This is a genomic window from Pseudomonas sp. LB3P31 (assembly GCF_054897945.1).
In genome coordinates, this window is sequence record NZ_CM142710.1 from 1,929,449 (window position 1) to 1,953,317 (window position 23,869).

The window sequence follows — 23,869 nt, forward strand, 5'->3', positions numbered from 1 at the left end:
CGTTTTAGCGGTTTCGGCCACCGCGGCCATCGTGATCACTGCGGCCATTATGGTCCCCTCGCCCGCCGCGATTATCGTGGCGACCACCGCCCCGGTAATCATTATTGCCGCCACGATTCCGTCCATCCCAACCGTGATTCTGATGAGCCCGGTAATCGGCCCGTGGTGATGAATGGTAATAACGCGGTGCCGGTTGATAAACCCGCGGCTGATAGTAGTAGCGCGGAGTGGGCTGGTAATACCGCGCAGGCGGTGCGTAGTACCGGCGTGGCTGGGTGTAGTAACCGCCTCCCCCCGAGTAGTAAGTGCCGCCGGAATAATAGGCAGGCGCGGGCGAGGTGTAGACCTCGGAACTGTAGTAGCTGGCTCCCCCATCGGAATAAGGCACGCAGGCACCCAGGGATAATCCCAACACAGCAATCAGAAGAATTCGGCGCTTGATTCGAGAGAGCATGGCGGCCTCCTGGACCGCGAGTGAGCCGTACCAGCGACGCTGGCAGGCGACAGTCGATTATTCGCTGACTGTCGATAGATCAGACATCGATTCCGGAATCTGGTGCGGCCTCGTTACACGTTGAAACATCTCGCCGATGAAAGGTTCTTCATCTACCAACTCCCGCACTTCAGCGGTACCGACGATCCAATGCGGTGCATCCCTGCACCATCACAATGCGCCCTTTCCCCTTCGCAAAACCGTACCCACCATTCAACACCCCGTCCTAGAGCGTTCGAAACAACTTGGCACGTCTCTCGCTATAGCAAACCCGTGCAGGAGTCATCACAGGTTCGCGGCACCACAATTTGCAATGGCTGACTAGGGTTCCGGCTCGCTAAGGCGAGTGGCTGGTCCGAGAGTTGGCGACCTCCAGTTGAGGTTACACGGCGGGACAAAAGCCCGGGAGACAAGCCACCGTTCGCGGTGCCGCGTTGCTTTCCTGTCCGCCCATGATCAACTGGAGAACCACCATGTCCCAGCCCCGTTTACCCGCCCTGCTCGCCGCAGCCTTTGCAGCTTTCGTGAGCTTCTCGTCCCAGGCCGCGCCAAAAGACCACTTCAGCGTCTGCTGGACTATCTATGCCGGCTGGATGCCCTGGGAATACGCTGGCAGCCAGGGCATCGTCGACAAGTGGGCGAAGAAGTACGGCATCACGATCGAAGTGGTGCAGCTCAACGACTACGTCGAATCCATCAACCAGTACACCGCCGGCCAGTTCGACGGCTGCACCATGACCAACATGGACGCGCTGACCATCCCGGCAGCCGGCGGCGTCGACAGCACCGCGCTGATCGTCAGCGACTTCTCCAATGGCAACGACGGCATCGTGCTCAAGGGTGAAGGCAAGCAGGTCAGCGACCTCAAGGGCATGGACGTCAATCTGGTGGAGCTTTCGGTGTCCCACTACCTGCTGGCCCGGGCGCTGGACTCGGTGGACCTCACCGAAAAAGACCTGAAGGTGGTCAACACCTCCGACGCCGATATCTCTGCAGCCTTCAACACCGACCAGGTCAACGCCGTGACCACCTGGAACCCGATGCTCTCGGACATCAAGGCCAAACCCGACGTCAGCGAAGTGTTCAATTCCAGCCAGATCCCCGGCGAAATCATGGACATGATGGTGGTCAACAGCGCCACCCTCAAAGACAACCCGGCCTTGGGCAAGGCATTGACTGGCGCCTGGTTTGAAGTGGTCGAGTTGATGAATGCGAAAACCGCCGCCAGCAAAGTCGCCCTCGAACACATGGCCAAGGCGTCCGGCACTGACCTCGCAGGTTTCCAGGCGCAACTGGACACCACCAAATTGTTCGCCACTCCGCAAGAAGCCCTCGACTTCGCCACCAGCCAGCAACTGCCGGAAACCATGCGCAAGGTCGCCGAATTTTCCTTCCAGCACGGCTTGCTCGGCGAAGGCGCCAAGGACACCAGCGCCGTCGGCATGGCCTTCGCCAATGGCGTGACCAGCGGCGACAAGGGCAACCTCAAGCTGCGTTTCGACCCGACCTACGTACAGCTCGCCGCCGACGCCAAGCTGTAATCAGGAGGACTTGCCATGCGCCTGATCAATCGTCACCCGGATCGCCCTAGCCGCCTGTTGCTGGTGATCCTGCCGTTCGCCCTGGTGCTGTTCGCCTACTTCACGGGCTCGGCCGACCGCCTGGCGGACAACCCCAACGACAAGCTGCTGCCCAGCGCCGCGCAGATGAGCGACGCGGTAAAACGCCTGGCCTTCACGGCCGACGCTCGCACCGGTGACTACCTGTTGTGGCAAGACAGCGCCTCCAGCCTGCGCCGCCTGGCCATCGGCCTGGGCATCAGCGCACTGGCCGGCTTGTGCCTGGGCATCGCCGCCGGGACCCTGCCGCTGTTCGGCGCGCCGTTGTCGCCACTGCTGACGGTGCTGTCGATGGTACCGCCACTGGCGATCCTGCCGATTCTGTTCATCGTGTTCGGGCTGGGGGAACTGTCCAAGGTGATGCTGATCGTCATCGGTATCACCCCCTGCCTGGCCCGCGACCTGGAACAGCGCGCCCGGGAAATCCCGCCAGAGTTGCTGATCAAGGCCCAGACCCTCGGCGCTTCGACCTGGACCCTGATGTTGCGCGTGGTACTCCCGCAGTTGCTGCCGCGCCTGCTGATCTCGCTGCGGCTGATGCTCGGCTCGGCCTGGTTGTTCCTGATCGCCGCCGAAGCCATCGCCTCCACTGACGGTCTCGGCTACCGGATCTTCCTGGTGCGCCGCTACCTGGCGATGGACGTGATCCTGCCGTACGTGGTGTGGATTACCCTGCTCGCCTGGTTGATGGACTGGGGCCTCAAGCGCCTGACTCAACGCGCGTTCCCCTGGTACGAAGGAGCACGGGCATGAGCTTTATCACCGTGAAGAATGTCTGGCAGCAATACGCCGACCAGGTGGTGCTCGAAGGCTTGAATCTCAACGTCAACGAGGGCGAATTCTGCACCCTGGTCGGCGCTTCCGGTTGCGGCAAGTCGACCTTCCTGCGCCTGCTGCTCGGCCAGGAACGCGCCAGTCGCGGCGAGATTCTGCTCGATGGCCAGGCCCTGGCCGGCGAGCCGGATTCCAGCCGCGGCGTGGTGTTCCAACGCTACTCGGTGTTCCCGCACCTGACCGTGCTGGACAACGTCGCCCTCGGCCTTGAACTGCCGCGTTCACTATTGCTCGGGCGCCTGTTCGGCAGCGCGAAAAAAGACGCCCGCGAGCAAGCCTCGGTGCTGCTGCACAAAGTCGGCCTCGGCCACTCGCTGGACAAATACCCGGCGCAGCTGTCCGGTGGCATGCAACAGCGGCTCGCTATCGCCCAGGCGCTGATCATGAAGCCGCGGGTGCTGCTGCTCGACGAACCCTTCGGCGCCCTCGACCCGGGCATCCGCAAGGACATGCACGGCCTGCTGCTGGAGCTGTGGCGCGAGACGCAACTGACGGTGTTCATGGTGACCCATGACCTGTCTGAAGGCTTCAGCCTCGGCACTCGTCTGCTGGTGTTCGACAAGGTCCGCGTCGACCCCCACGCACCGGGTGCCTATGGCGCGCGCATCACCTACGACATCCCTTTGAACAGCGACCGCCGCGTCCAGCGCGCCGCCGTCGACGTCCTGCCAGCAGCGCTGGCGGGCACGCTCCGTATCGCTTAGAGGAAATTGCCCATGACTGATTCGACTCAACTGTTCCCGGTGTTCGCCGAAGAAACCCTGCCAGGTGGCGGCCATCGCTCGTTCATCCTCAAGCGCGGCCAGCTGCTGCGCCTGACCGACCTGCGCGGCGGCGCCAACGTCAGCCTGACGCTGCTCAACGCCAACGAGAAAACCGAGCGCCTGAACCTGCCCGACAGCCTCAAATGCCAACACACCGCCAAGCTCACCAGCGGCCATTGCCTGTACTCGGACATGGGCCGCGTGCTGGCCGCCATCACTGCTGACACCTGCGGCTGGAGCGACAGCCTCGGCGGCGTGCTGTGCGCTGAAGAAGTCGCGGATAAATACGGCGCGGGCCGCTATCAGGAACTGCGCAATGGCTTCTTCCGCAACGGCACCGACAACCTCCTGGTGGAGCTGGGCAAGTGGGGGCTGGGCCTGTCCGACCTGCTGATGACCCTCAACCTGTTCAGCCGGGTCAACGTCGATGAGGCCGGGGCTTTTCACTTCGTCGAAGGCAACTCTACGGCCGGGGACTACATCGAGTTGTACGCACCGATGGACACGCTGGTGGTGCTCACCGCCCTGCAACACCCGATGGACCCGGCGCCGGAATATGCGCCCAAACCGCTGAAGCTCAGCTGGATGAATGCCGATGCCAGCGTCGCCGAACACTGCCGCAGCTCGCGCCCGGAAAACCAGCGCGGCTTCATCAACACCGACCGCCTGTTCGCCTGAGGATCGCTGCCATGTCACTCGCTATCGCCACCGCGCTACAACTGCCCGAGTCCGCGACCTACCGCGCCACCATCCCGGCAGGCGAACCCTTCCTGCTGGAAGTCAAGGCCGGCCAGACCCTGCGCATCCTCGACCTGGAAGGTAACCAGGCGGTCGACACCTTGTTCTACAGCCTGGCCAACCCGAGGGAACGTTACGACGTACAACGCACCTTGCGCCGGCAGAACAGCGTCTACCTGGGCACCGGCAGCGTGCTCTACTCCAACCTCGGCAAACCGATGCTGACCATCATCGCCGACACCTGCGGCCGCCACGACACCCTCGGCGGCGCCTGCGCGCAAGAGAGCAACACGGTGCGCTACGCCCTGGAAAAACGCTACATGCACAGCTGCCGCGACAACTACCTGCGGGCCTGCGTCCACGACGGGCGCCTGGGCAAAAGTGATATCGGGCCGAATATCAATTTCTTCATGAATGTGCCGGTAACCGCTGACGGCGGGCTGACCTTCGAAGACGGTATTTCAGCACCGGGCAAGTACGTCGACTTGCGCGCGGAGATGGACGTGATCGTGCTGATCTCCAACTGCCCGCAATTGAACAACCCGTGCAATGCCTACAACCCGACTGCTGCAGAGGTGCTGGTATGGAACTGAAAATAATGCGGTTGCGCAAATGGCTGTTTGCCCTGTGTCAGGCCCGTTCAGGCCAGTGCATTAAATGACGTCCCCGTAGGAGCTGCCGAAGGCTGCGATCTTTTGATCTTGATCTTCAGAGGCAGTCAAGTACCCCAAGCAAGATCAAAAGATCGCAGCCTTCGGCAGCTCCTACCGGGGTATCGGTTTCAGGCACCCGGGACGACCTCGGCGCCTGTCGAAAAACTGCGGGACGGCCCGCATCCCCTCTAGGGGTTTGCCATGTTCGAAAAAGTCCTGATTGCCAACCGTGGCGCCATTGCCTGTCGCGTCCTGCGCACCCTGCGTGAATTGCAGGTCAAGGGCGTTGCCGTGTACTCCGAAGCCGACGCGGCCAGCTTGCACATCCTGCAGGCCGATGAAGCTCACAGCCTGGGCGAAGGCGCAGCTGCCGGCACCTATCTGGTGGTCGAGAAAATCCTCGCCATTGCCAAAGCCAGTGGCGCCACGGCGATCCATCCCGGCTACGGTTTCCTCTCGGAAAACGCCGCCTTCGCCGAAGCCTGCGCCGCCGCCGACATCGCCTTCATTGGCCCGACGCCGGAGCAGCTGCGGGTGTTCGGCCTCAAGCACACCGCACGGGCCCTGGCCAAACAGCACGGCGTGCCGATGCTCGAAGGCACCGAGCTGCTCGACAGCCTCGAAGCCGCGTTGATCGCCGGCGAGCAGGTCGGCTACCCGGTGATGCTCAAGAGCACTGCCGGCGGGGGTGGCATCGGCATGCGCGTGTGCCGCAGTGCCGCTGAATTGGGCGAGTCCTTCGAAGCGGTGAAGCGCCTGGGCCAGAATAATTTCAGCGACGCCGGGGTGTTCATCGAGAAGTACATCCAACGCGCCCGGCATCTGGAAGTCCAGGTGTTCGGCGATGGTCGCGGGGAAGTGATTGCACTGGGTGTACGCGATTGTTCGGTGCAGCGCCGCAACCAGAAAGTCCTTGAAGAAACCCCGGCGCCCAACCTGCCCGAGGGCATGACCGACGAGCTCTGCGCCGCCGCGATCAAACTGGCGAAGGCGGTGAACTACCGCAGTGCCGGCACCGTGGAATTTGTTTTTGACAGCGCCGACCAACGCTTCTACTTCCTCGAAGTGAACACTCGCCTGCAGGTGGAGCATGGCGTCACCGAACAGGTGTGGGGCGTCGACCTGGTGCGTTGGATGATCGAACTGGCCGCCGGAGATTTGCCGCCGCTGAGCGAATTGAGCCGCGGCTTGAAAGCCGAGGGCCATGCGATTCAGGCGCGGCTGTATGCCGAAGATCCTGGCAGGGACTTTCAACCGAGCCCTGGCTTGCTGACTGCGGTGAACTTCCCGGCTGCCGACGGCAAACACCTGCGCATCGACACCTGGGTCGAAGCCGGCTGCGAGATCCCGCCCTACTTCGACCCGATGATCGCCAAGGTCATCTGCTGGGCAGCGAGCCGTGAAGAGGCCGCCGGCGCTCTGCATCAGGCCCTGGGCGACAGCCTGCTGTACGGCGTGGAAACCAACCGCGATTACCTGCGTCAGATTTTGCTCGACGCGCCATTCGCCAGCGGCCAGCCGTGGACCCGTTGCCTGGAAGACCTGGTCTATCAGGCCAACACTTTTGAAGTACTCAGCGCCGGCACCCAGACCAGCGTGCAGGACTATCCTGGCCGCCTGGGTTATTGGGCCGTGGGGGTGCCGCCGTCCGGTCCGATGGACAGTCGCGCGCTGCGTTTGGGCAATCGCTTGCTGGGTAATGACGAAGGCGCTGCAGCGCTGGAAATCACCATGAGCGGGCCGTTGCTGCGCTTCAATTGCGAGGCAGTGGTGGCGGTCACCGGGGCAGCGATTCCCCTGACCCTGAACGGCGAAAGCGTTGCGATGAATACCACGCTGCGGATCCCGGCCGGCGCCACCTTGAACCTCGGCACCATCGCCGGCGCGGGCGCCCGCAGCTATCTGTGCCTGCGCGGCGGCCTGCAGGTTCCGGATTATCTGGGCAGCAAAAGCACCTTTACGCTTGGCCAGTTCGGCGGCCACGGCGGCCGCGCGTTGCGTGCGGGCGATGTGCTGCATGTCCCTGCCCTCAACGACCAAAGCCATGGTGTAGCGCTGGCTGAAGAACAGCTCAGCGAATTGCCCGCCGTTCGCCACATCCGAGTGATCTACGGCCCCCATGGCGCTCCGGAATATTTCAGCGAAAATTACATCGGCACATTCTTCGCGACTCAGTGGGAAGTGCATTTCAACTCCAGTCGCACCGGCGTTCGCCTGATCGGCCCTAAGCCTGAATGGGTGCGCGCCGACGGTGGCGAAGCGGGTCTGCATCCGTCGAATATTCACGACAATCCTTATGCGATTGGCGCAGTGGATTTCACCGGGGACATGCCGGTCATCCTCGGGCCGGATGGGCCGAGTCTTGGCGGGTTTGTCTGCCCGGTGACCGTGATCGAGGCAGACCTGTGGCAGCTCGGCCAGCTCAAGGCTGGCGACAAGGTGCAGTTTCACCCAGTGGATCTCCAGACCGCCCGCACCCTGGCCGTGAAATTCCCCAATACCTGTAGGAGTGCGCCTGCTCGCGATGGGGCCAGACCAGACACCGCATCAACTTCATCGCGAGCAGGCTCACTCCTACAGGGGTTTGCCCGGCTGGAAGTTGTGTCGCCTGTAGTGATGGATTTGGGTCAAGGGGATATGCGGTTGGTTGCCAGGCTCTCCGGCGACACCCACCTGCTCCTGGAAATCGGCGCCCCCGAGCTCGACCTGGTCCTGCGCTTTCGCGCCCACGCCCTCATGCAAGCGCTGGAAAGCAAACGCCTGCACGGCGTGATCGACCTGACGCCGGGCATCCGTTCGCTGCAAGTGCATTACCAGCCTGAGCAACTGCCCCTGGCCGATCTGCTGGGTATCGTCGCCGGGGAATGGGACGCCGTGTGCGCCGCCAAGGACCTGCAAGTGCCTTCGCGTATCGTCCACCTGCCACTGTCCTGGGACGATCCCGCCTGCCAGCTGGCGATCGAGAAATACATGACCACCGTGCGCAAGGACGCGCCGTGGTGCCCGAGTAACCTGGAGTTCATCCGCCGCATCAACGACCTGCCCAACCTCGACGAAGTGCAGCGCACAGTGTTCGACGCCAGCTACCTGGTGATGGGCCTGGGCGACGTCTACCTGGGCGCACCGGTGGCCACCCCGCTCGACCCACGCCATCGCCTGGTGACCACCAAGTACAACCCGGCGCGCACCTGGACCGCGGAAAATTCGGTGGGCATCGGCGGAGCGTACATGTGCGTCTACGGCATGGAAGGCCCCGGCGGTTACCAGTTCGTCGGTCGCACCTTGCAGATGTGGAACCGCTATCGCGAAGTCGCTGCCTTCGATGGCAAACCGTGGCTGCTGCGCTTCTTCGATCAGATACGTTTCTACCCGGTCAGCGCCGAAGAACTGCTGCGCATCCGTCGGGATTTCCCCCTGGGTCGCTTCGAGCTCAACATCGAGCACAGCCAGCTGAACCTCGCCGACTATCAGGAATTCCTGGCGCAGGAAGCCGAGACCATCGCCGCCTTTCGCGAGCAGCAGCAAGGCGCATTCAACGCCGAACGCGAGCGCTGGATCGCCAGCGGCCAGGCGCATTTCGACAGTGAAGAACCCGCCCCTGAAGCCACCGAAGAAACCGCATTGGCCAGCGGCGAAATGAGCGTCGACAGCCACATCGCCGGCAACCTCTGGCAGGTGCAGGTCGAGACCGGCAGCCGGGTTCAGGCCGGTGATGTGCTGGTGATCCTGGAGTCGATGAAGATGGAAATTCCGCTGCTCGCGCCGATGCCCGGCATCGTCCGCGAGATCCGCGTGCAACCCGGTTCGCCGGTGCGTGCCGGGCAGCGCGTGGTGGTGCTGGAACTCGAGTGAACCTCATTTTTTAAAGGACTGACAGCATGACCATCAACCTGCAATTCGACCCCCTGCGCAGTGCCTATCGCGACGGCAGCCTGACCCCTCGGGAATTGCTCCTGGGCCTGCGCAACAAGGCCGCCGCACTGAACCCGGACTATCACCTGTTCATTCACCTGCTCAGTGTCGAGGAACTCGAACCTTATCTCGCCGCGCTCGATGGGCGCGACATCGACAGCCTGCCGCTGTACGGCGTGCCGTTTGCGATCAAGGACAACATTGATCTGGCCGGCATCCCCACCACGGCCGCGTGTCCTGAATTTGCCTATGTGCCGGACCGCTCGGCGACCATCGTCGAGCAGTTGCTGGCGCTGGGCGCGATTCCCCTGGGCAAGACCAATCTCGATCAGTTCGCCACCGGCCTCAATGGCAGTCGCTCGCCCTATGGCGCATGTCCCAACAGCGTGCTGCCGGAGTATCCATCGGGTGGCTCCAGCGCCGGGTCTTCGCTGGCGGTAGCGCTGGGCGTGGCGAGTTTCGCGTTGGGCACCGACACGGCGGGCTCCGGACGCGTGCCCGCCGGGCTGAACAATCTGCTGGGGATGAAGGCTACCAAAGGCTTGATCTCCACTGCTGGCGTGGTCCCGGCCTGCCGCACCCTCGACTGTGTTACTACCTTCACCGCCACCGCCCGGGAAGCCAGCCAGCTCCTGGCGCTGACGGCGCAGCTGGATCCTCGGGACGAGTACAGCCGCAGCAATCCGCTGTGGAATGACGGCTCGGCGTTTGGCATTCCACGGCCATTTCGGTTCGGCGTACCGCGCGCCCAGGACCTCGAGTTCTTCGGTTGCCCTGAAGGCCCCTTGCTGTTCGGGGATGCCATCGACCGGCTCAAGGCTCTGGGCGGCGAGGCGGTGGAACTGGATCTGTCGCCCTTCCTCGAAGCCGCGCGCCTGCTCTATGAAGGGCCGTGGGTCGCCGAACGCTACAGCGTCGCCGGCGAGTTGATGGAGCGCAATCCAGAGGCGGTATTGCCGGTGATTCGCGCAGTACTGGCCAAGGCACCGGCGGTCAATGGCGTGCAGACCTTCCGCGCCCAGTACCGCCTGCAGGCCTTGAAGGCACTGTGCGACAAGGCACTGGAACACCTCGACTGCGTCGTCACACCGACCATCGGTCGTCCGGTGACCCTGGCTAAACTTGAAGCCGAACCTGTTTTGCGCAACTCGGAACTGGGTTACTACACCAACTTCATGAACCTGCTCGACTACGCCGCCGTCGCCGTCCCCAGCGCTTTCATGGGCAATGGCCTGCCGTGGGGTGTGACGCTGTTTGGTCGGGCGTTTACCGATCAATACCTGCTGAGCGTGGCCCAAGCTTACCAGCAGCCCGGCGCAGCCCCCGTAGCGACCACGGCCGCCCGCAATGACCGCGCCCGACTGGTGGTGTGCGGCGCCCATCTGGACGGGCTGGCGTTGAACTGGCAACTGAAACGCCGCGGGGCGACGCTGGTCGAGACGACAGTCAGTTCGCCGGACTACCAGCTGTATGCACTGGCCGGTGGCCCGCCGTTTCGCCCGGGGATGGTGCGGGTAAAGGAAGGCGGCGTGGCGATTGCGGTGGAGGTTTGGGAGTTGCCAAGCAGCGAGCTGGGTTCGTTCCTTACCGGAATCCCGGCGCCTTTGGGCCTGGGAAAAGTGCAGCTGGCGGATGGTCGATGGGAGAGTGGGTTTATCTGTGAGGGGTACGGCCTGGAAGGCGCGGTGGACATCAGTGGTTTTGGCGGATGGCGTGCGTACCTGAAAGATCGGCAGTGAATTCACGAATTGCAGGCAAGTCAGCTCCCACAGGATTGATGCGGTCCCTGTGGGAGCTGGCTTGCCTGCGAAGGCGTCAGTCCAGGCACCTCTATCCTTATCCCGGCCAATTCACCCCACAAATCCGCAGTTATTTCCCCACAGTGCCTTTAGAATGCTATGTATCGGGCCAGGCAAACTGGCCGTAACCGCACCTGCGTGCTGCTGTCACTCAAACGGGCCCCGCTGCGCCTATGAACAAACCCGACACCTGCCCGGCCTGCGGCGCGCCCAACGACTGCACCCTGGCCGACCCACGCACCGCCGCCCGGGCCTGCTGGTGCTACGGCGTCAGCATCGACCCGGCAGTCCTCGAAGCCTTGCCGGCCGAGCTGCGCGACGTCTCGTGCCTGTGCCCTCGCTGCGCCCAGGTGGAAGCGCAACTGCAAGCAGCAGGCCGGCCGATCACGTAAGCTATCCGGCCTTTTCCTGCCGATTCCCCGTCATGCGCGTAGACCGTTTTCTCAGCAACCTGCCGTGCTTCAACCGCAAGCAGGTGCGCCTGTTGCTGGTGGAAAAACGTGTGCGCATTGATGGATCCGTGGTCAGCGACCCGCATAGCGAAGTCCGCGAATTCAGCCGCGTCGAAGTCGATGGCGAGGTGCTGCAGGCCGGCAAGCCGGTGCGCCATTTCATGTTGCACAAACCGCCAGGCTGCGTCAGCGCCACCCGTGACCCGCAGCACCCGACCGTCCTCGATCTGATCCATGAACCGCACAAGGAAGAGCTGCACATCGCCGGTCGCCTGGATTTCAACACCACCGGTTTGCTACTGGTGACCAATGACGGCAGCTGGTCGCGGCGCCTGACCCAGCCACAGACCAAACTGCCCAAGGTCTATTACGTCGAGACCGAGCAGGAAATCGGCCCGGAGTACGCGCTGAAATTCACCGAGGGGCTGTACTTCGCGTTCGAAGACCTGACCACCGTGCCCGCCGAGCTGGTCGTGCTCGGGCCAAGGTCGGCGCGCCTGAGCATCGTCGAAGGCCGCTATCACCAGGTCAAGCGCATGTTCGGCCACTTCGACAACAAGGTGCTGCGCCTGCACCGCGAACGCATGGGTCCGCTGGTGCTCGACAGCTCGCTGAAACCGGGGGAATACCGCCCGCTTAGTGCCGATGAGATCCAAATGATCTAAGCAGCCTACCGCTGAGCAGAAGTTGTCGAACAATTCACCAATGGCACTTGCGCGAAGCCTTCGCCCCTGCTTGAATCAGGACGTCAGCCGAAATGTGACTGACGAGTCACAACATACTTCTAAGAAACTTTTTGCCGGTTAGTGAACCCTCAGGTTCCGCCTCAGACCGGCAGACTGCCCGCCAATAATAATACCCGTCGACCTGCTGCATCGGATCGACATGGGCCTCCAAAAATTCCAGGCATATGCCTACCTGTCACAAAGCTCGTGCAATCTCAATTGCGCGCATACCCGCTTGCCAGGAGTCTTATGACATGAGGCCAGAAATCGCTGTGCTGGATATACAAGGTCAGTATCGGGTTTACACGGAGTTCTATCGCGCAGATGCCGCAGAGAAGACCATCATCCTGGTCAACGGCTCGATGGCCACGACTGCGTCGTTTGCACAAACCGTGAAAAACCTGCACCCGCAGTTCAACGTGGTCTGCTACGACCAGCCCTACGCGGGCAAGTCCAAAGCCCACAACCTGCACGAGAAATTGCTGACCAAGGAAGTCGAAGGGCAGATCCTCCTGGAGCTGATCGACCACTTCGCCGCCGAACACGTACTGTCTTTTTCCTGGGGCGGCGCCGCGACCCTGGTCGCCCTCGCGCACCAGCCACGACGCATCGAAAAAGCCGTGATCAGCTCGTTCTCCCCGGAAATCAATGCGCACATGCTCGACTACCTCGAGCGCGGCATCGACTACCTCGGCAGCCGCGACGGCGACCGCGTCGGCAACCTGGTCAACAGCACCATCGGCAAGCACCTGCCGACCCTGTTCAAGCGCTTCAACTACCGCCACGTCAGCAGCCTGGCCGAGCACGAATATGGGCAGATGCATTTCCACATCAGCGACCTGCTCACCAGCGACCGCCAGTGCTTCCTCAAGGCAGCCGAGAAGATCAAGGTGCCGGTGCTGTTCATGAATGGTGAATGGGACGAATACACCGCCGCCGACGGCGCGCGACTGTTCGCCAATCACGTGCAACACAGCACCTTCACCACCCTGGAAGCGACCGGCCACTTCCTCGACATGGAACACAAAGCCGCCTGCCGCGACAGCCGCAACGCCCTGCTGGGCTTTCTGAAACCTGCACAACACGAAAGCCGTCCGCGTTACCACTACGTCCAGGATCACCATGCACTGGCAATCTGAAACAGCGTCATCGCGAGCAAGCCCCTCCCGTTGCAGGAGCAAGGCTTGCCCGCGATAGACCGTCACGCGGTTTTTCACCTGTAATAACGCGATCGACACAAAGAAAACTTCATTTCCACGCGCACATCTGGTACAAAGTCAGCCGCTCTGAGCGGGTGTCGTATAATGGCATTACTCCAGCTTCCCAAGCTGATAACGAGGGTTCGATTCCCTTCACCCGCTCCACTATTTTCAAGGCCTGCAGCGATGTTCATCCTTTACCGCATCCCTCTGGGGGCCGTATTGGGGACCGTTTGATAAGCGTAGACGCAAATAGCCGCACGACCTGATCCCAACCCCCGTATAGGTGCCAATCCTAAAATCTGTGGGGGTCCAAAAAAAGAGCGATATTAGTAATATTCCCTCCTGAATCTAGCTACAGCCCTTGTAGACCAAGGCTTTCAGCGGTTTGTGGAAAAGGCGATATTCTAGCGATAGGAAGGCGATAGTATTACCTTTCTTAAAAGCTATATTTCTATTCCTCAAAACCCAATGAAACCGGGGGGTTGCCGGAAATATTACTGTTCATATCGCTTCGTATTACCTTCCCCTGTAACATCTAAAGCCCAGTAAAACCGGGGCATCCAGGCCATTCACCTAATCCATATCGCTGATATCGCTCTTTTTGAAAATACCCCCCTGCCCATAAGAACCACTCTCAACAAAAAGACGTTTTTTCAGGGCGCCTGGTTCGGTTGCATAGAGGCGAAGCTGGTCGTCAATCGTGTTCAGTTCTGTGAAATCCATCAAACACGCCACAGCCCCCGTCAGTCGTGGCCTGCAGGGAATTCAGCCTCTCCCAGTCCCCAGCCAGTCCCCAGCCAGTCCCCGCCCGAAAAAGATCGTGCGCGTTTTTGAAAATCCACCGAAACCCACGTTTTCAAAGTTTTCGCCCAATGAAACCGGGGGTTCCATCGCTACCCTGTCCGTGACCGCCCTGAGTCCCGCTGTGCAGCCGCCCTGCATTTCCCTTCCAAACTTTGCACTCTGTGCAATGGCCAATACCCTGCAGAGCCCCACGGCCCGCCTGGGCTGCAGGTTCGTTTGCACTACATCCGGATTTGCACAAAAAAAGGACACAAAGCCCGTCGGCGGGAGGGGGATAAGTGCTTTATCAGTTAGTTTTTTATCCTGAGCGAACTTTTTTCATCGAAGCGCTCATCAGCGCCTTCAAACGGGGATGGGGCTTTGAATTTCGGCGTCAATGGCTTAATTTAAATGCGCGGATTTGTGAAAGCTCAAGGGGAGCGTCTGTTGGTGTTTTCTGAAAATCATCTCGTATTTGCATGGTGGAACACCAGCCTTGCCCCTTCAGGCAACAGCAGGTCGACTCCCGCAGAAAGAGCGATCGCCTGCCAAGTGGTAATAAATTTAATATCCGAGATTGGCGCTGACTTCATTGCTCTGGGAGAGATGTCAGATATAGACCTCTCTGCTATAGCTCTAGTATGTAATGAATTGGGATATAGCGTTCACTCAGGCATAACCAAAGCGGGCCGATCAAAGTTTGATGTTTGTTATATTTGCAATGATCAGAAGCTGTCGATACTTGGCTTTAAGGACATAATATCCAAGAAAGGAGAATCGACGTTAAAAATTGCAAAAAGAGTTGACCTGATATCTTTGATAGATGAGACGGTATTTCACTTATTCATTTCCCACTGGCCCAGCAGGCTCTGGTGTGAAAAAAATAATGCCGATCGTCACACTTTGGGGATACGCCTTAGAGATTCATTTGATGACATTGTCGAAATATACGATGCCTGCCCATTCGTAATCATGCTGGGTGATTACAATGATGAGCCATTCGATGAGTCTCTTAGTGAGCAAGTCATGGCAAGTCGCGACATCGACTTGGTGCGCCGTAAGAAATATCTGCTTTATAATCCCTTCTGGAGGCATTTGTGCAAGCAGACTGAAGATCACCAGGGCGCTGGTAGCTATTACTACAAAGGCGGTAAGACTACCAAGTGGCACACCTTCGATCAGCTAATGTATTCTCAGGCTTTTCTGGCTTCACGCGGATGGTCGTATAACCATAGGTCCGGTTTGGTGCATGAAATCCCAGAGCTGATAGAATTGGTAAAAAATCCAGACTTCATATTTGATCACCTTCCTGTATATGGAAAAATAGAAAAGGTCATGCACAATGGTTGATTTCATTGATTCATTTAACAAAGGACTCTCAGCTGCAGAGAAAGCCATTGCAAACAAGGATGAAATTGACTCAGTTATAGAGCAACTTAGCGAACAATTGAGTCAAGCAACAAATGGCAGGCTAAAAATTAGCATTGTTGAAAAACACTCGCCCTTATCCGGATTCTCGATGAGTTTATCTGAACTCGTGAATAGAAAAACATACTGGGCCATCGCTGCTTCAAACCCACTGACAACTTATCAGTCAACGGAGCTGGCTGAGTGGAAACTCAGTGAATCAGGATATCCTTGCCGCATTGTTTTGTCAGATAAAGAAATATATTGCGAAGACAAAACTGCTTTGGAAAACGCATTGAGCAAGATGATTGCGACCCCAGAAGCGGGTAAGAAACTGAAAGCCGTAATTGAGCAAGAACCTAATAGTTAGCAGCAACACCAGTCAGCCTGCAACCGATAGACCCCCCCTCAGGGCGGGGTCTGTTGCCATCTGCATTAGGGATTTGGCTGGAGGGGGTAAGTGCTTCTCCGAATGTTTTTTATTAGGTCGAACGATTTTCCTTCGGTCGGATCCAATTTTTTCCACGATGGGACTACCATCTGCGAATGGATGACATTGAGGGGGAAAACATGAGCGAAACGACTAGCCACGGTTGGACATGGGCCTATCGAAAACTCCGCGGGCTCCACTGCTCCCGATTCACGTCCGTGTACCGGGCAACTCTATACGCCGCTCGCGGCGACACAGGGACGGTTGCTAGCGAAGACAACTGGCAGAAAATACGACTCAGACGTTGATCTGGGTGAAAGTGAGGTGTTTGTGACGGTTGCTCAGGTTTAACTCTCGATACGGTGGTGGCAAATCGGCATAATCCGCCGTCTTCAACCACACAGAGCAATCGGAATGCGCGACCACCGCATGGATAACGCAAAAGGGCTACTGATTTTCTTGGTCGTGCTCGGGCACTGCTTAGAAGCCGTCAAAGGCTGGGAAGATCCCATCATCAGGGGGCTGTTGACTGCCATCTATATGTTCCACATGCCGGCTTTCGTATTCCTTGCGGGCATTACTGCGAAACAGGACCAGTTGGGGCGACGCATAGCCAACTTGGCAATCATCCTCGTATTGTTCCAACTGGCGTATGTAGTACCGGTCACCATTAAAGATGGCACCAGCCCGGTAGGCCCACTTCAGCCCTACTGGGCTCTCTGGTTCCTGCTCTCGATGGTTTGGTGGCTAGCACTGCTACCGTTGATTGTCCGCCTCCCCTTCCCCTTGCTCATCTCGACAGCGGTTGCGGTGGGGGCAGGTCTTCTATCCTGGGCAGGCTATCCGCTCAGCGTTTCACGGACACTCGTCTTCCTCCCATTCTTTGTGGCTGGTCAGGTCCATGGCCGACGTCTAATGGCGATGTTGCCAAGCTCGCCGCTTTGGGCGGTACCCGCCGTTCTGGGTCTTGCATCAATGGCGACCGTGTTGTACGTGGCAGAGATCGGGCACCCATGGCTCTCTGGATACGCCAATTTCGATGTGTTGAACACAGGCGGATTGCCCGCCATAGCCATTCGGGGTGGGTTGATTTTGATAGCGGCCGCTTCGACTTACGCGGTGCTGGTTGCATCTTCAGCAAAAGCCGGTTGGCTATCGTCGATTGGCAGCGCAAGCATGGCAGTCTTCTTGCTACACGGCTTCCTCCTTATGGCAGGAGGTGGCAGAGCTTTGAGGTGGGTCTCGACACATCACGGAGCTATAGCGGTGCTAGGTGCTGCAGTGGTGGTGGCCGCCTTGATCACCGTAGTGCTTGGTAGAGGCTCGATTGACCGCTACATCAGAAATGTATCGGCTTGGATCCTGAACCGAAGTGTTCCGATTTTAGCTCGATAGCATCCATAAAAAAGTCCGCTTATAAGCGGACTTTTTTTGAGCGGGCGTATCAGGGATCAGTTCAGATGGCGACACCCAGCGCCGCGAAGCGCTTTTTCACTGACTGATACATCGCGTCTTTCTCGGTCGCGGTCAGCACACGTGGGAACACCGCGAGAAAACCAATATCAATCAGGCCAATCGCCGACTGGTCAGCTCGGTAGTGGGTGCCGATCCGCAGCGGAAAAGAAGCCTCATCAACGGTCGGAGCCAAACTCGCCGTGGTACTCGTGGCGTTGGTTCCGGTCAGAGGCGCGGGGGTCAAGCGGGCGATACTTGTCCGCGCACCGGTCGGGATAAGAGGCTCAACCGTACCTGCGATAAACGCCGGACCAGTCGGAGACACTGCAGTCTGGTTAGTAAACGTCTGGTACACGTTGGAAGTGTTGGTACCGAACACCGTCATGGACGCGGCTTCTACGCCATTGGCACGCAACAACGAAATGCCTCGGCGGCCAGGATCTACTACGGCTTCGCGCTCGCTGCTCAGCAGCACCCCATGCAGGGTGGCCGGGACGATGCTGCGATAGACCGCCATCACGGTGATTTCCGGCGTGCGATACACGCCACTGGCCAGATAATTCTGCGGGCCGAAACGGCGAAAGGCCGCATCGATCTTTTCAGGCGCACCTTTGGCTACCGTCAGGTCGGCGCCCGAACCGAAGTTGCGCAGCCAGGTAGTGTCGTCAGAGTCTCCGACAAAGGCGCACAGTGAAGCCCCCTCAACCGGCGGCGAGTAATGCGCAATATGACCGGATGCGAAGTTAGCGCCTTTCACGATAATAGTTGTCATGGGTATACCTCTCTTAGAATTTGGCGACGGCCAGTTGCACGTCTTTGATCACGCAGCCACCCGCACCAGCGGTGACGGTGAGCGTGAACGATTCGTTGTAAAGCGCGGCTTGCCAGCGATACGACGCGAAGTCATCACCGGCATTGACGACTGAATCAGCCAGGCGCGTGGCGGCAACGGACAGCGCTCCACGCACATCCAGGCTCAAGTAATAGGCACCGAAGCCCACGGCTACATTGCGCCCAGGAACGAACGTCAACGTCTGGCCCTGGGCTAAGGTGACCACCCCATCCGCCAGGCTGCCGGTGGTCGCATAGGCCGCAAACTCGGCGCCGCTGTAGTCGCTGTAAATGATGCTTTGCCCCGCCAGTGGTGGAGCCAGCGTATCGGTCGCGAACTCGTCAAATCCCAACTTCAGCAGGTTGTCGAACTGGTTGTTGGGTACGGTCCAAGCGGCGACCTTTACCCCTCGGCGGTGGGCCTCTGCCACGGTTTCCGCCGTGTATGCGCTGTACGAGGCATAGAGCGCCGCTGGCTGCATGGCGACCATGTGTTCAATTGCCGCCGTATTGACGCTGCCGTAGATGTAATACAGCTCGACCTTGGGAAAGATACTGCGCACGTAGTCCAGGTAGTCCAGTTTGAACGAGCAGAAGGCAAACCCATCAGCGCCCAAAATTTCGATAGCCCGGTTGGTGATGGCCTCAATTTCAGCGTTGGTGAATCCGAAGTACTTCAGCTCGATCACTGGGTACAAACCGAAGTCACGGCACACACCCAAGAACTCGTCCAGGGTAGGAATCTTTCGACGGAAGCGCGGGACCGCTGACGTCAGCACGTAATTGGCGCGCAGTTCCGCCATGGTCTTGTCGAGCGCGTTAACCGTACCGGTAATCACTGAGTAATCAGCCGCATTCCGGCAAGTTCGATTAATAGAGTCGTCGTGCATAATCAAAAACTGACCGTCGGCGGTCCTGATCACGTCTGTCTCCACACGCTTGTAGCCGGCGCGCGCCGCCAGCTTGTAAGCGTCCAGCGAGTTTTCCGGTGCAATGCCACCGACAGTGGAGCCACGGTGGGCAATAACCTGGCGGCCTGACGTAGGAATCGCGGCCAAACCACCGACGGTGCTGGGGGCTGAAGGGGTAGGTGCACCACTCAATGATTCGTGGGCCCCCACATGCACCGCATGAAAGCCTGACGGGTCGACCACGGCGAAGCGCACACCAGGCGCGGAGGTACGCATCTCAAAGCCATCGATGGCCACCTTGTCGGGGCCGAGCTGGACGGCTGGCGTTTTTAAACTGCCATCTTCGCCCAGCACCAGACGGGCAAAGCCTGCGTCGTCATTAATGGAAAAGTCAACGCCGGAGCCCGGCGCACCCATTTCAAACGAATCGTTGGCTATTTTTTCGGGTCCAAAGTGAACCTCTGCGGTCCCAAATCCGCCATCGGCGGTCAGTGTGAACTTGGAAAAACCACCCTCATCCGCCACGCTGAACAGCACGTCACTCGAATGGTCCTGTCGAACATTTTTGATCGCAACATCCAGCGCGGCCGCATTGGGATAACTATCAACTGGTACCGCCGCGCCAGCCTCGTTTTTGTAGATGGTCAGGTACTTATTCGACTCCAGGCTGGGAGCGGTGAAGTTTTGCCCGGGGACAGTCGTTGCCAACCCGTGGGCGACGTCGTCTTTAAGCCCTGCCGACAGGTGAACCACGTCGCGTGCCACTTCAGCGCGTTCAGCTGCGGCTTCAGCTACCGCAACGGTCTCGGACACATCGTTGAATTGCGCACGAATCCGGTAGTCCCGGCTGTCAGTTTCAACACGGACGTCATAGAGGCCGTTAGCTGCAGCGAACTGGATAAGCCCCAGTTGGTCTGCCACAAATGGGTTGGTCAACGGCACGCCATTCGCTGCAAGCAGACCGCTCACAAGCGTCTCAGTACCTCGCATGTACACGGAACATTTCGCTGCGCTGAGCGCATTACCTTGATCGTCCAAGGCAAAAAAATTCTTGAGTTCCAAATTAAGCTCCGGTGATGGGCTTGAGCTGCCCAGTAAGCTGTATGCCGGTACCGGCGTGTTCGATGAAGTTCGCAGCGGTGGTCGGGACAGGGCTCGGCCCGTGGACATGAGCGGCCAGTTCTGTGTTCATCTGCGTGACCAGGTCGATCAGATCGCACAACACCTGCAGCACGTTCACCGACTCCGAACCCAACCAGGTCGTGGGAGCGACACTGCGTCGCAGACCTTCAACGCGCTCCTGCAGATCACCTCCCACTGTCAGGTTCAGTTTCTGGCCCACCACCTGGTTGAGGTCGCGCCCGCTGGCCAGGTGCAGGTCGTCCAGTGCGGCCAGACTCGCGGATCCGCCCGACAACAGCTTCAGCGCGCCGATCGCCTCGATCGTTTTGATGCCGCCGACCGACTCAGTCGAATGGTCGTCCACCTCCACCGTGCTGCTCTGGTGGCGTTCGGCATTGGTCAGGCTTTCAACTTCCCGATCGATCGACTTGTCTCGAATCCGGCCATCGGTCTGGCGCAGCCAGTTACCGTCCGCGTCGGCACGCTGCTGCGCCGCATCGCTGTGCTGCCACACCTGGTCACCCTTCGGCACCTTGGGCAGGCTCAGGCCGTGGGGCAGGATCGCCTGGATAAACGGCTTGTTCGGCAATCCGTAGGCGAAGGCAACGACCACCCGTGTCCCTTCCTCGGGGAATGCGAAAAATCCCATCTCGTCACCCCCCATCGGCATGGGCAGCGGGACGCCAGCGAGCACGGGCAATTGCGGATCCGGCTCGTCGTCTTCCCCCAGCAGCTCGAGGTCGACCGCGAAGCGCGGACGGAAGTCGTCGCAGATACCGGCGCCGGCGGGGGCATCAGCCACACCCACCACACGGGCAAAGCGCGGCAGGTGGTAGCCGCCGGTGAGTTCAGGAAATTGCCGCTCTACGCTGCGGCGGATTGCATCTTCCATCGGATCGCCATTTGGTTGCCGGTCAGCGTCACCTGGGTGATCCGCTCGCCGTTGTTGATGGATGCACCTGGTCGTAACCCGGGAAGGGCCGCAATCATCGCGCTCTGGTTGTTCTGGTAGTCGTTGAACAGATCGACCGGCAACTGCAGCGGCGATCGGGCACCAAAGAAGCTGTCGGCCCAACTGCCCACAAACACTTCGCCGTCACCCTGCTGCTGCCAGATGAAGTCGGGTATACCGAAAACACGGGGCAAGCTGTCCAAGGCTTGGTAGCCGGCGGCCAGGTTGTAAAAGAAGGGGGCTTTGACCTTGGCGTAAGCTTTGTCCGGAACGCGAAAGCTCAGCCCAGTTTTCTGATTGATCTCGGCCAGTACCGTGCTCAAATCTGCGTGGCGCAGATTGAGAGGCAATGGGTTGGCCAGGATCGCGGCCAGCTCGCGACAGAACAGCACCTGCTCGATCGCGTTGGACGACGTGCAGCGTTCGACGTAGCCGATGAAGTGGCGCTGCAGCGGGTTGTCGTTGTAGCCGATGTCGAGGGTGACCAAGCCCTTTACCGGCACCGCTGCCTGGATGGTCAGCGTTGCCCTGCCAGGCGATCGCAGCTCGAGGCGCACGTCATCGGCGATCAGCGGATAAACCACCCCACCGATGGTCAATACTTTGTGCAGCTTCATGCTCATGAAACACCGCCGAGGTAGTTATCCAGTTTCTTCAAGGTGGCTTCAAAACCGCTCAGTTCCTCACCGTTCTCGCCGGTTTCGCCTGCACCAGGTGCAGTCACGGACTGTCCCGGGGCCCCTTGCTGGGTAACGCTCTTACCGGCTCGGCGAGTCTCGACCCGCTCGGGGTTGGAGAGCTTTTCCGACAGCGTGAATTGAACAAGCCAAGCCCGAAGTGAGTCGTCTTCCCGGGCGCTGACGCCGTCGGAGAATTCCACCTGACGCACGCCAAACGCAGACGCGGTATCGTTTACGACCCGATAGGTTTTGAGCTGTCCACCGGTGCCGGTTGCTTCGGCCAGGCGCATCAGTTTGCGTAAAAAGGCGTTATCCACAAACGGGATTTGCAGCGTGACCGCCAGTGTCTTGGGCTTGAAGCCCTTGTGAGCCGATTCGGTGCTGCTGGTCTGTCCGGACAGATCGTCGCTTTCGATCCGCAGGTTCGCCGTGACCTTGAGGTTTTTACCGCGCACCTGTTCGCCATCGAGCAATAAAGTCATAGGCCCACCAATTCGCGAACAAAGCTCAAGCCTTTCAGGGATCCGACCAGGAGCACTCCGGCGGACAGTCCCCACTCATGACCTGGTGCATCGCCCTGTAGCAGCTGGCGACGCAACTCGGCGGCATTACCTGGGCCAAGGATGCGTGCGCGCATGGTGTCGTCAGCAGTGCCGCCGGCGAATTGAGACTTGAGATCGACCAATTTCTGCGCCTGCGCCTGTGCCTGACTGGCTTTGCGAATGGCCATCTTGGCCAGATCTGCCATCGGCGAACTGTCCGCGTAGCTCTCCAATGCCGACAGCTGACTGTTCAGGGCTTGGGTGGCGGCCTTGGTCACGGTGCAACGCTCCAAAGGCAGAGCCCCCCAACGCGGCAGTGTGCCGGCGGTGGGCAATTCCCATTTTTCAGCGTCCAGCGCGGACAGGCTTTTCGCTCGGCGTTCGGCGCGCTGCAGGTCTGGCGTGGGTAGCACAGTGTTGAACCTGGACAAGGTCGCTGCGAATTTGTCGTAACGCGTACCCAGGAACATCACAACTAAGGCGTATTGCGAGCCAGCCGGACGACCATCGTCTCCGACGTCCTCCAGTTTCTCGCCCAGCTGCTGCAGCAAGTTAGGTGCCGACAGGTAACGCTGGTAGCCGCGCCCCTGCCCCACACCACTTTGGAAAGGCGTCACCACCAGGCAGGCCGGCACTTCGCCCAGGGAATCGCTCAGACCTGCACGACCAGCAGCGACGGCGGCTTCAGCGGCGGCACCGACCGGCCCTGGTGAGGTGGTGGCCAAGTCGGCCAGACCTTCCAGGCGTTGCGCGGTGCTAGCCAACTCACTGCCGGCTAAAGCTTTGGCGGCCTCGAGGTCGCTGAGCCACTGAGTGGACTGCTCCGGCCAGCGCATGGTGATGGTGGCCCAATTCATACTGGCGCGGACTCCCATCTCACAGCATTGACCGCGTCCAGGTCAGACGCCGATCGCGCCGCAGCCAATGCTTGTTTGAGATCGTTAACCTTACGCAGGCGCTGCATTTTGAACTCGGTGAACTCGTCGCCGATCTGGCGCAGCTGTTCGCTGCTGTGCTCCAGGAAGGCCTTCGCCCCGGATGCATTACGGCAGGCAAATTCACCACCCGCCCCCCGCAGAATCATGCCGGCAAGGTTCAGTTGGTCCTCGAGCTGGGTGTCGTAGAAAAAGCGATCGCCCAACACCGCCGACCAAAACCCGCCGGTGATCTCCTGTAGACAGGCCAGATTGACCGCTGATAACTGAACTACGTAACGCAGTTCGATCACAGCAGGGATGTCATCGACCCAATGTCCATTGCCCCAAATTTGTCCAGGGCCAGGGACTTCCAGGGTGTAACCCGTCGGCAAAGATCCCGCACGCTCAATCACCAGGGGCTCGCGAGTTTCAACGTTGTAGGCCGTCAACCCTTGGTAGGAGTCGACCAACTGCCAGCGCCGGCCATCCCAGAACGCGGCTTTTTTATCGGGCACCACTGGCGGTGCGACCTCCACGCAACCGCCAGGAATCAGCCAGACACCCGGCTCCAACGGCGAGCGATCGGCCACCGTTTTGCCGGTGAAGATGCCCAGGTGATCGGTTTGGTAGACGACTTTGGTATCCATG

General features: G+C 59.7%; 22 protein-coding genes, 1 tRNA gene and 1 riboswitch. Of the genes, 14 read left to right on the forward strand and 9 right to left on the reverse strand.

Translation table 11 applies throughout. The features are described from left to right. Window positions 1-4: 4 nt before the first annotated feature. Entirely contained in the window at window positions 5-454 is a 450-nt protein-coding gene (locus tag ACYZTK_RS08710; protein WP_462014055.1) for a hypothetical protein, read from the reverse strand. Between the two features lie 349 nt (window positions 455-803). After that, a riboswitch (guanidine-I (ykkC/yxkD leader) is annotated at window positions 804-904 on the forward strand. A gap of 62 nt (window positions 905-966) precedes the next feature. Between ACYZTK_RS08710 and ACYZTK_RS08715 the strand changes: the two genes are divergently transcribed. The 11 genes from ACYZTK_RS08715 (at window position 967) to ACYZTK_RS08765 (ending at window position 13,353) form a co-directional block, all read left to right on the forward strand. Next, window positions 967-2,034, forward strand: a complete 1,068-nt coding sequence (locus ACYZTK_RS08715) for a putative urea ABC transporter substrate-binding protein (RefSeq protein ID WP_462014056.1) — start codon at window positions 967-969, stop codon at window positions 2,032-2,034. 15 nt (window positions 2,035-2,049) lie between these two features. Continuing rightward, window positions 2,050-2,865 carry an ABC transporter permease gene (locus ACYZTK_RS08720; RefSeq protein WP_462014057.1) on the forward strand — a complete coding sequence of 272 codons (816 nt, stop codon included), beginning with the start codon at window positions 2,050-2,052 and terminating at the stop codon, window positions 2,863-2,865. Next, window positions 2,862-3,650, forward strand: coding sequence for an ABC transporter ATP-binding protein (locus ACYZTK_RS08725; protein ID WP_462014058.1), 789 nt, complete (start codon window positions 2,862-2,864; stop codon window positions 3,648-3,650). The genes ACYZTK_RS08720 and ACYZTK_RS08725 overlap by 4 nt, the downstream gene beginning before the upstream one ends. Window positions 3,651-3,662: 12 nt before the next feature. Further along, a complete protein-coding gene (locus ACYZTK_RS08730; RefSeq protein WP_462014059.1) occupies window positions 3,663-4,388 on the forward strand; it encodes an urea amidolyase associated protein UAAP1 in 726 nt (241 codons plus the stop codon). Window positions 4,389-4,399: 11 nt separating this feature from the next. After that, window positions 4,400-5,041, forward strand: a complete 642-nt coding sequence (locus ACYZTK_RS08735; protein ID WP_462014060.1) for an urea amidolyase associated protein UAAP2 — start codon at window positions 4,400-4,402, stop codon at window positions 5,039-5,041. Window positions 5,042-5,302: 261 nt separating this feature from the next. Beyond that, window positions 5,303-8,953 (forward strand): urea carboxylase, encoded by a 3,651-nt coding sequence (gene uca / locus ACYZTK_RS08740; protein WP_462014061.1) that lies wholly within the window; start codon window positions 5,303-5,305, stop codon window positions 8,951-8,953. Window positions 8,954-8,979: 26 nt separating this feature from the next. After that, window positions 8,980-10,752, forward strand: coding sequence for an allophanate hydrolase (gene atzF, locus ACYZTK_RS08745; RefSeq protein ID WP_462014062.1), 1,773 nt, complete (start codon window positions 8,980-8,982; stop codon window positions 10,750-10,752). 233 nt (window positions 10,753-10,985) lie between these two features. Next, a complete protein-coding gene (locus tag ACYZTK_RS08750; protein ID WP_462014063.1) occupies window positions 10,986-11,204 on the forward strand; it encodes a cysteine-rich CWC family protein in 219 nt (72 codons plus the stop codon). Window positions 11,205-11,236: 32 nt separating this feature from the next. Further along, window positions 11,237-11,929: a pseudouridine synthase gene (locus tag ACYZTK_RS08755; protein ID WP_462014064.1), complete on the forward strand. Its 693-nt coding sequence runs from the start codon at window positions 11,237-11,239 to the stop codon at window positions 11,927-11,929. Between the two features lie 314 nt (window positions 11,930-12,243). Next, the gene (locus tag ACYZTK_RS08760; protein ID WP_462014065.1) at window positions 12,244-13,128 is read left to right on the forward strand and encodes an alpha/beta fold hydrolase; all 885 of its coding nucleotides are present in this window, start codon (window positions 12,244-12,246) and stop codon (window positions 13,126-13,128) included. 151 nt (window positions 13,129-13,279) lie between these two features. Next, window positions 13,280-13,353 (forward strand) — tRNA-Gly (locus tag ACYZTK_RS08765). A 411-nt stretch (window positions 13,354-13,764) separates the two neighbouring features. Here ACYZTK_RS08765 and ACYZTK_RS08770 read toward each other — a convergent pair. Continuing rightward, window positions 13,765-13,914: a hypothetical protein gene (locus ACYZTK_RS08770; protein ID WP_462014066.1), complete on the reverse strand. Its 150-nt coding sequence runs from the start codon at window positions 13,912-13,914 to the stop codon at window positions 13,765-13,767. Window positions 13,915-14,385: 471 nt separating this feature from the next. On the opposite strand from ACYZTK_RS08770, the gene ACYZTK_RS08775 reads away from it, so the two are divergent. From ACYZTK_RS08775 to ACYZTK_RS08785, 3 genes are all read left to right on the forward strand, one after another. Beyond that, complete coding sequence (locus ACYZTK_RS08775; RefSeq protein ID WP_462014067.1) at window positions 14,386-15,324, forward strand: endonuclease/exonuclease/phosphatase family protein; 939 nt, start codon at window positions 14,386-14,388, stop codon at window positions 15,322-15,324. Then, window positions 15,317-15,751, forward strand: coding sequence for a hypothetical protein (locus tag ACYZTK_RS08780; RefSeq protein ID WP_462014068.1), 435 nt, complete (start codon window positions 15,317-15,319; stop codon window positions 15,749-15,751). The genes ACYZTK_RS08775 and ACYZTK_RS08780 overlap by 8 nt, the downstream gene beginning before the upstream one ends. A gap of 474 nt (window positions 15,752-16,225) precedes the next feature. Next, window positions 16,226-17,206, forward strand: coding sequence for an acyltransferase family protein (locus tag ACYZTK_RS08785; protein WP_462014069.1), 981 nt, complete (start codon window positions 16,226-16,228; stop codon window positions 17,204-17,206). 61 nt (window positions 17,207-17,267) lie between these two features. Here the strand turns inward: ACYZTK_RS08785 and ACYZTK_RS08790 are convergent, their stop codons facing one another. Genes ACYZTK_RS08790 through ACYZTK_RS08820 form a run of 7 tightly spaced genes read right to left on the reverse strand, consistent with a single transcriptional unit; the run spans window position 17,268 to window position 23,868 of the window. Then, window positions 17,268-18,038 (reverse strand): hypothetical protein, encoded by a 771-nt coding sequence (locus ACYZTK_RS08790; protein WP_462014070.1) that lies wholly within the window; start codon window positions 18,036-18,038, stop codon window positions 17,268-17,270. 13 nt (window positions 18,039-18,051) lie between these two features. After that, window positions 18,052-20,070: a glycerophosphodiester phosphodiesterase gene (locus ACYZTK_RS08795; protein WP_462014071.1), complete on the reverse strand. Its 2,019-nt coding sequence runs from the start codon at window positions 20,068-20,070 to the stop codon at window positions 18,052-18,054. A 1-nt stretch (window position 20,071) separates the two neighbouring features. Continuing rightward, the gene (locus tag ACYZTK_RS08800) at window positions 20,072-21,022 is read right to left on the reverse strand and encodes a hypothetical protein (RefSeq protein WP_462014072.1); all 951 of its coding nucleotides are present in this window, start codon (window positions 21,020-21,022) and stop codon (window positions 20,072-20,074) included. Then, entirely contained in the window at window positions 20,995-21,705 is a 711-nt protein-coding gene (locus tag ACYZTK_RS08805; protein ID WP_462014073.1) for a hypothetical protein, read from the reverse strand. Before ACYZTK_RS08805 ends, ACYZTK_RS08800 begins: the two co-directional genes overlap by 28 nt. Then, entirely contained in the window at window positions 21,702-22,244 is a 543-nt protein-coding gene (locus ACYZTK_RS08810; protein WP_462014074.1) for a baseplate complex protein, read from the reverse strand. Before ACYZTK_RS08810 ends, ACYZTK_RS08805 begins: the two co-directional genes overlap by 4 nt. Further along, window positions 22,241-23,161, reverse strand: coding sequence for a hypothetical protein (locus ACYZTK_RS08815; RefSeq protein WP_462014075.1), 921 nt, complete (start codon window positions 23,159-23,161; stop codon window positions 22,241-22,243). Before ACYZTK_RS08815 ends, ACYZTK_RS08810 begins: the two co-directional genes overlap by 4 nt. Further along, complete coding sequence (locus tag ACYZTK_RS08820) at window positions 23,158-23,868, reverse strand: DUF4376 domain-containing protein (RefSeq protein WP_462014076.1); 711 nt, start codon at window positions 23,866-23,868, stop codon at window positions 23,158-23,160. Before ACYZTK_RS08820 ends, ACYZTK_RS08815 begins: the two co-directional genes overlap by 4 nt. Between the last annotated feature and the right edge of the window lies 1 nt (window position 23,869).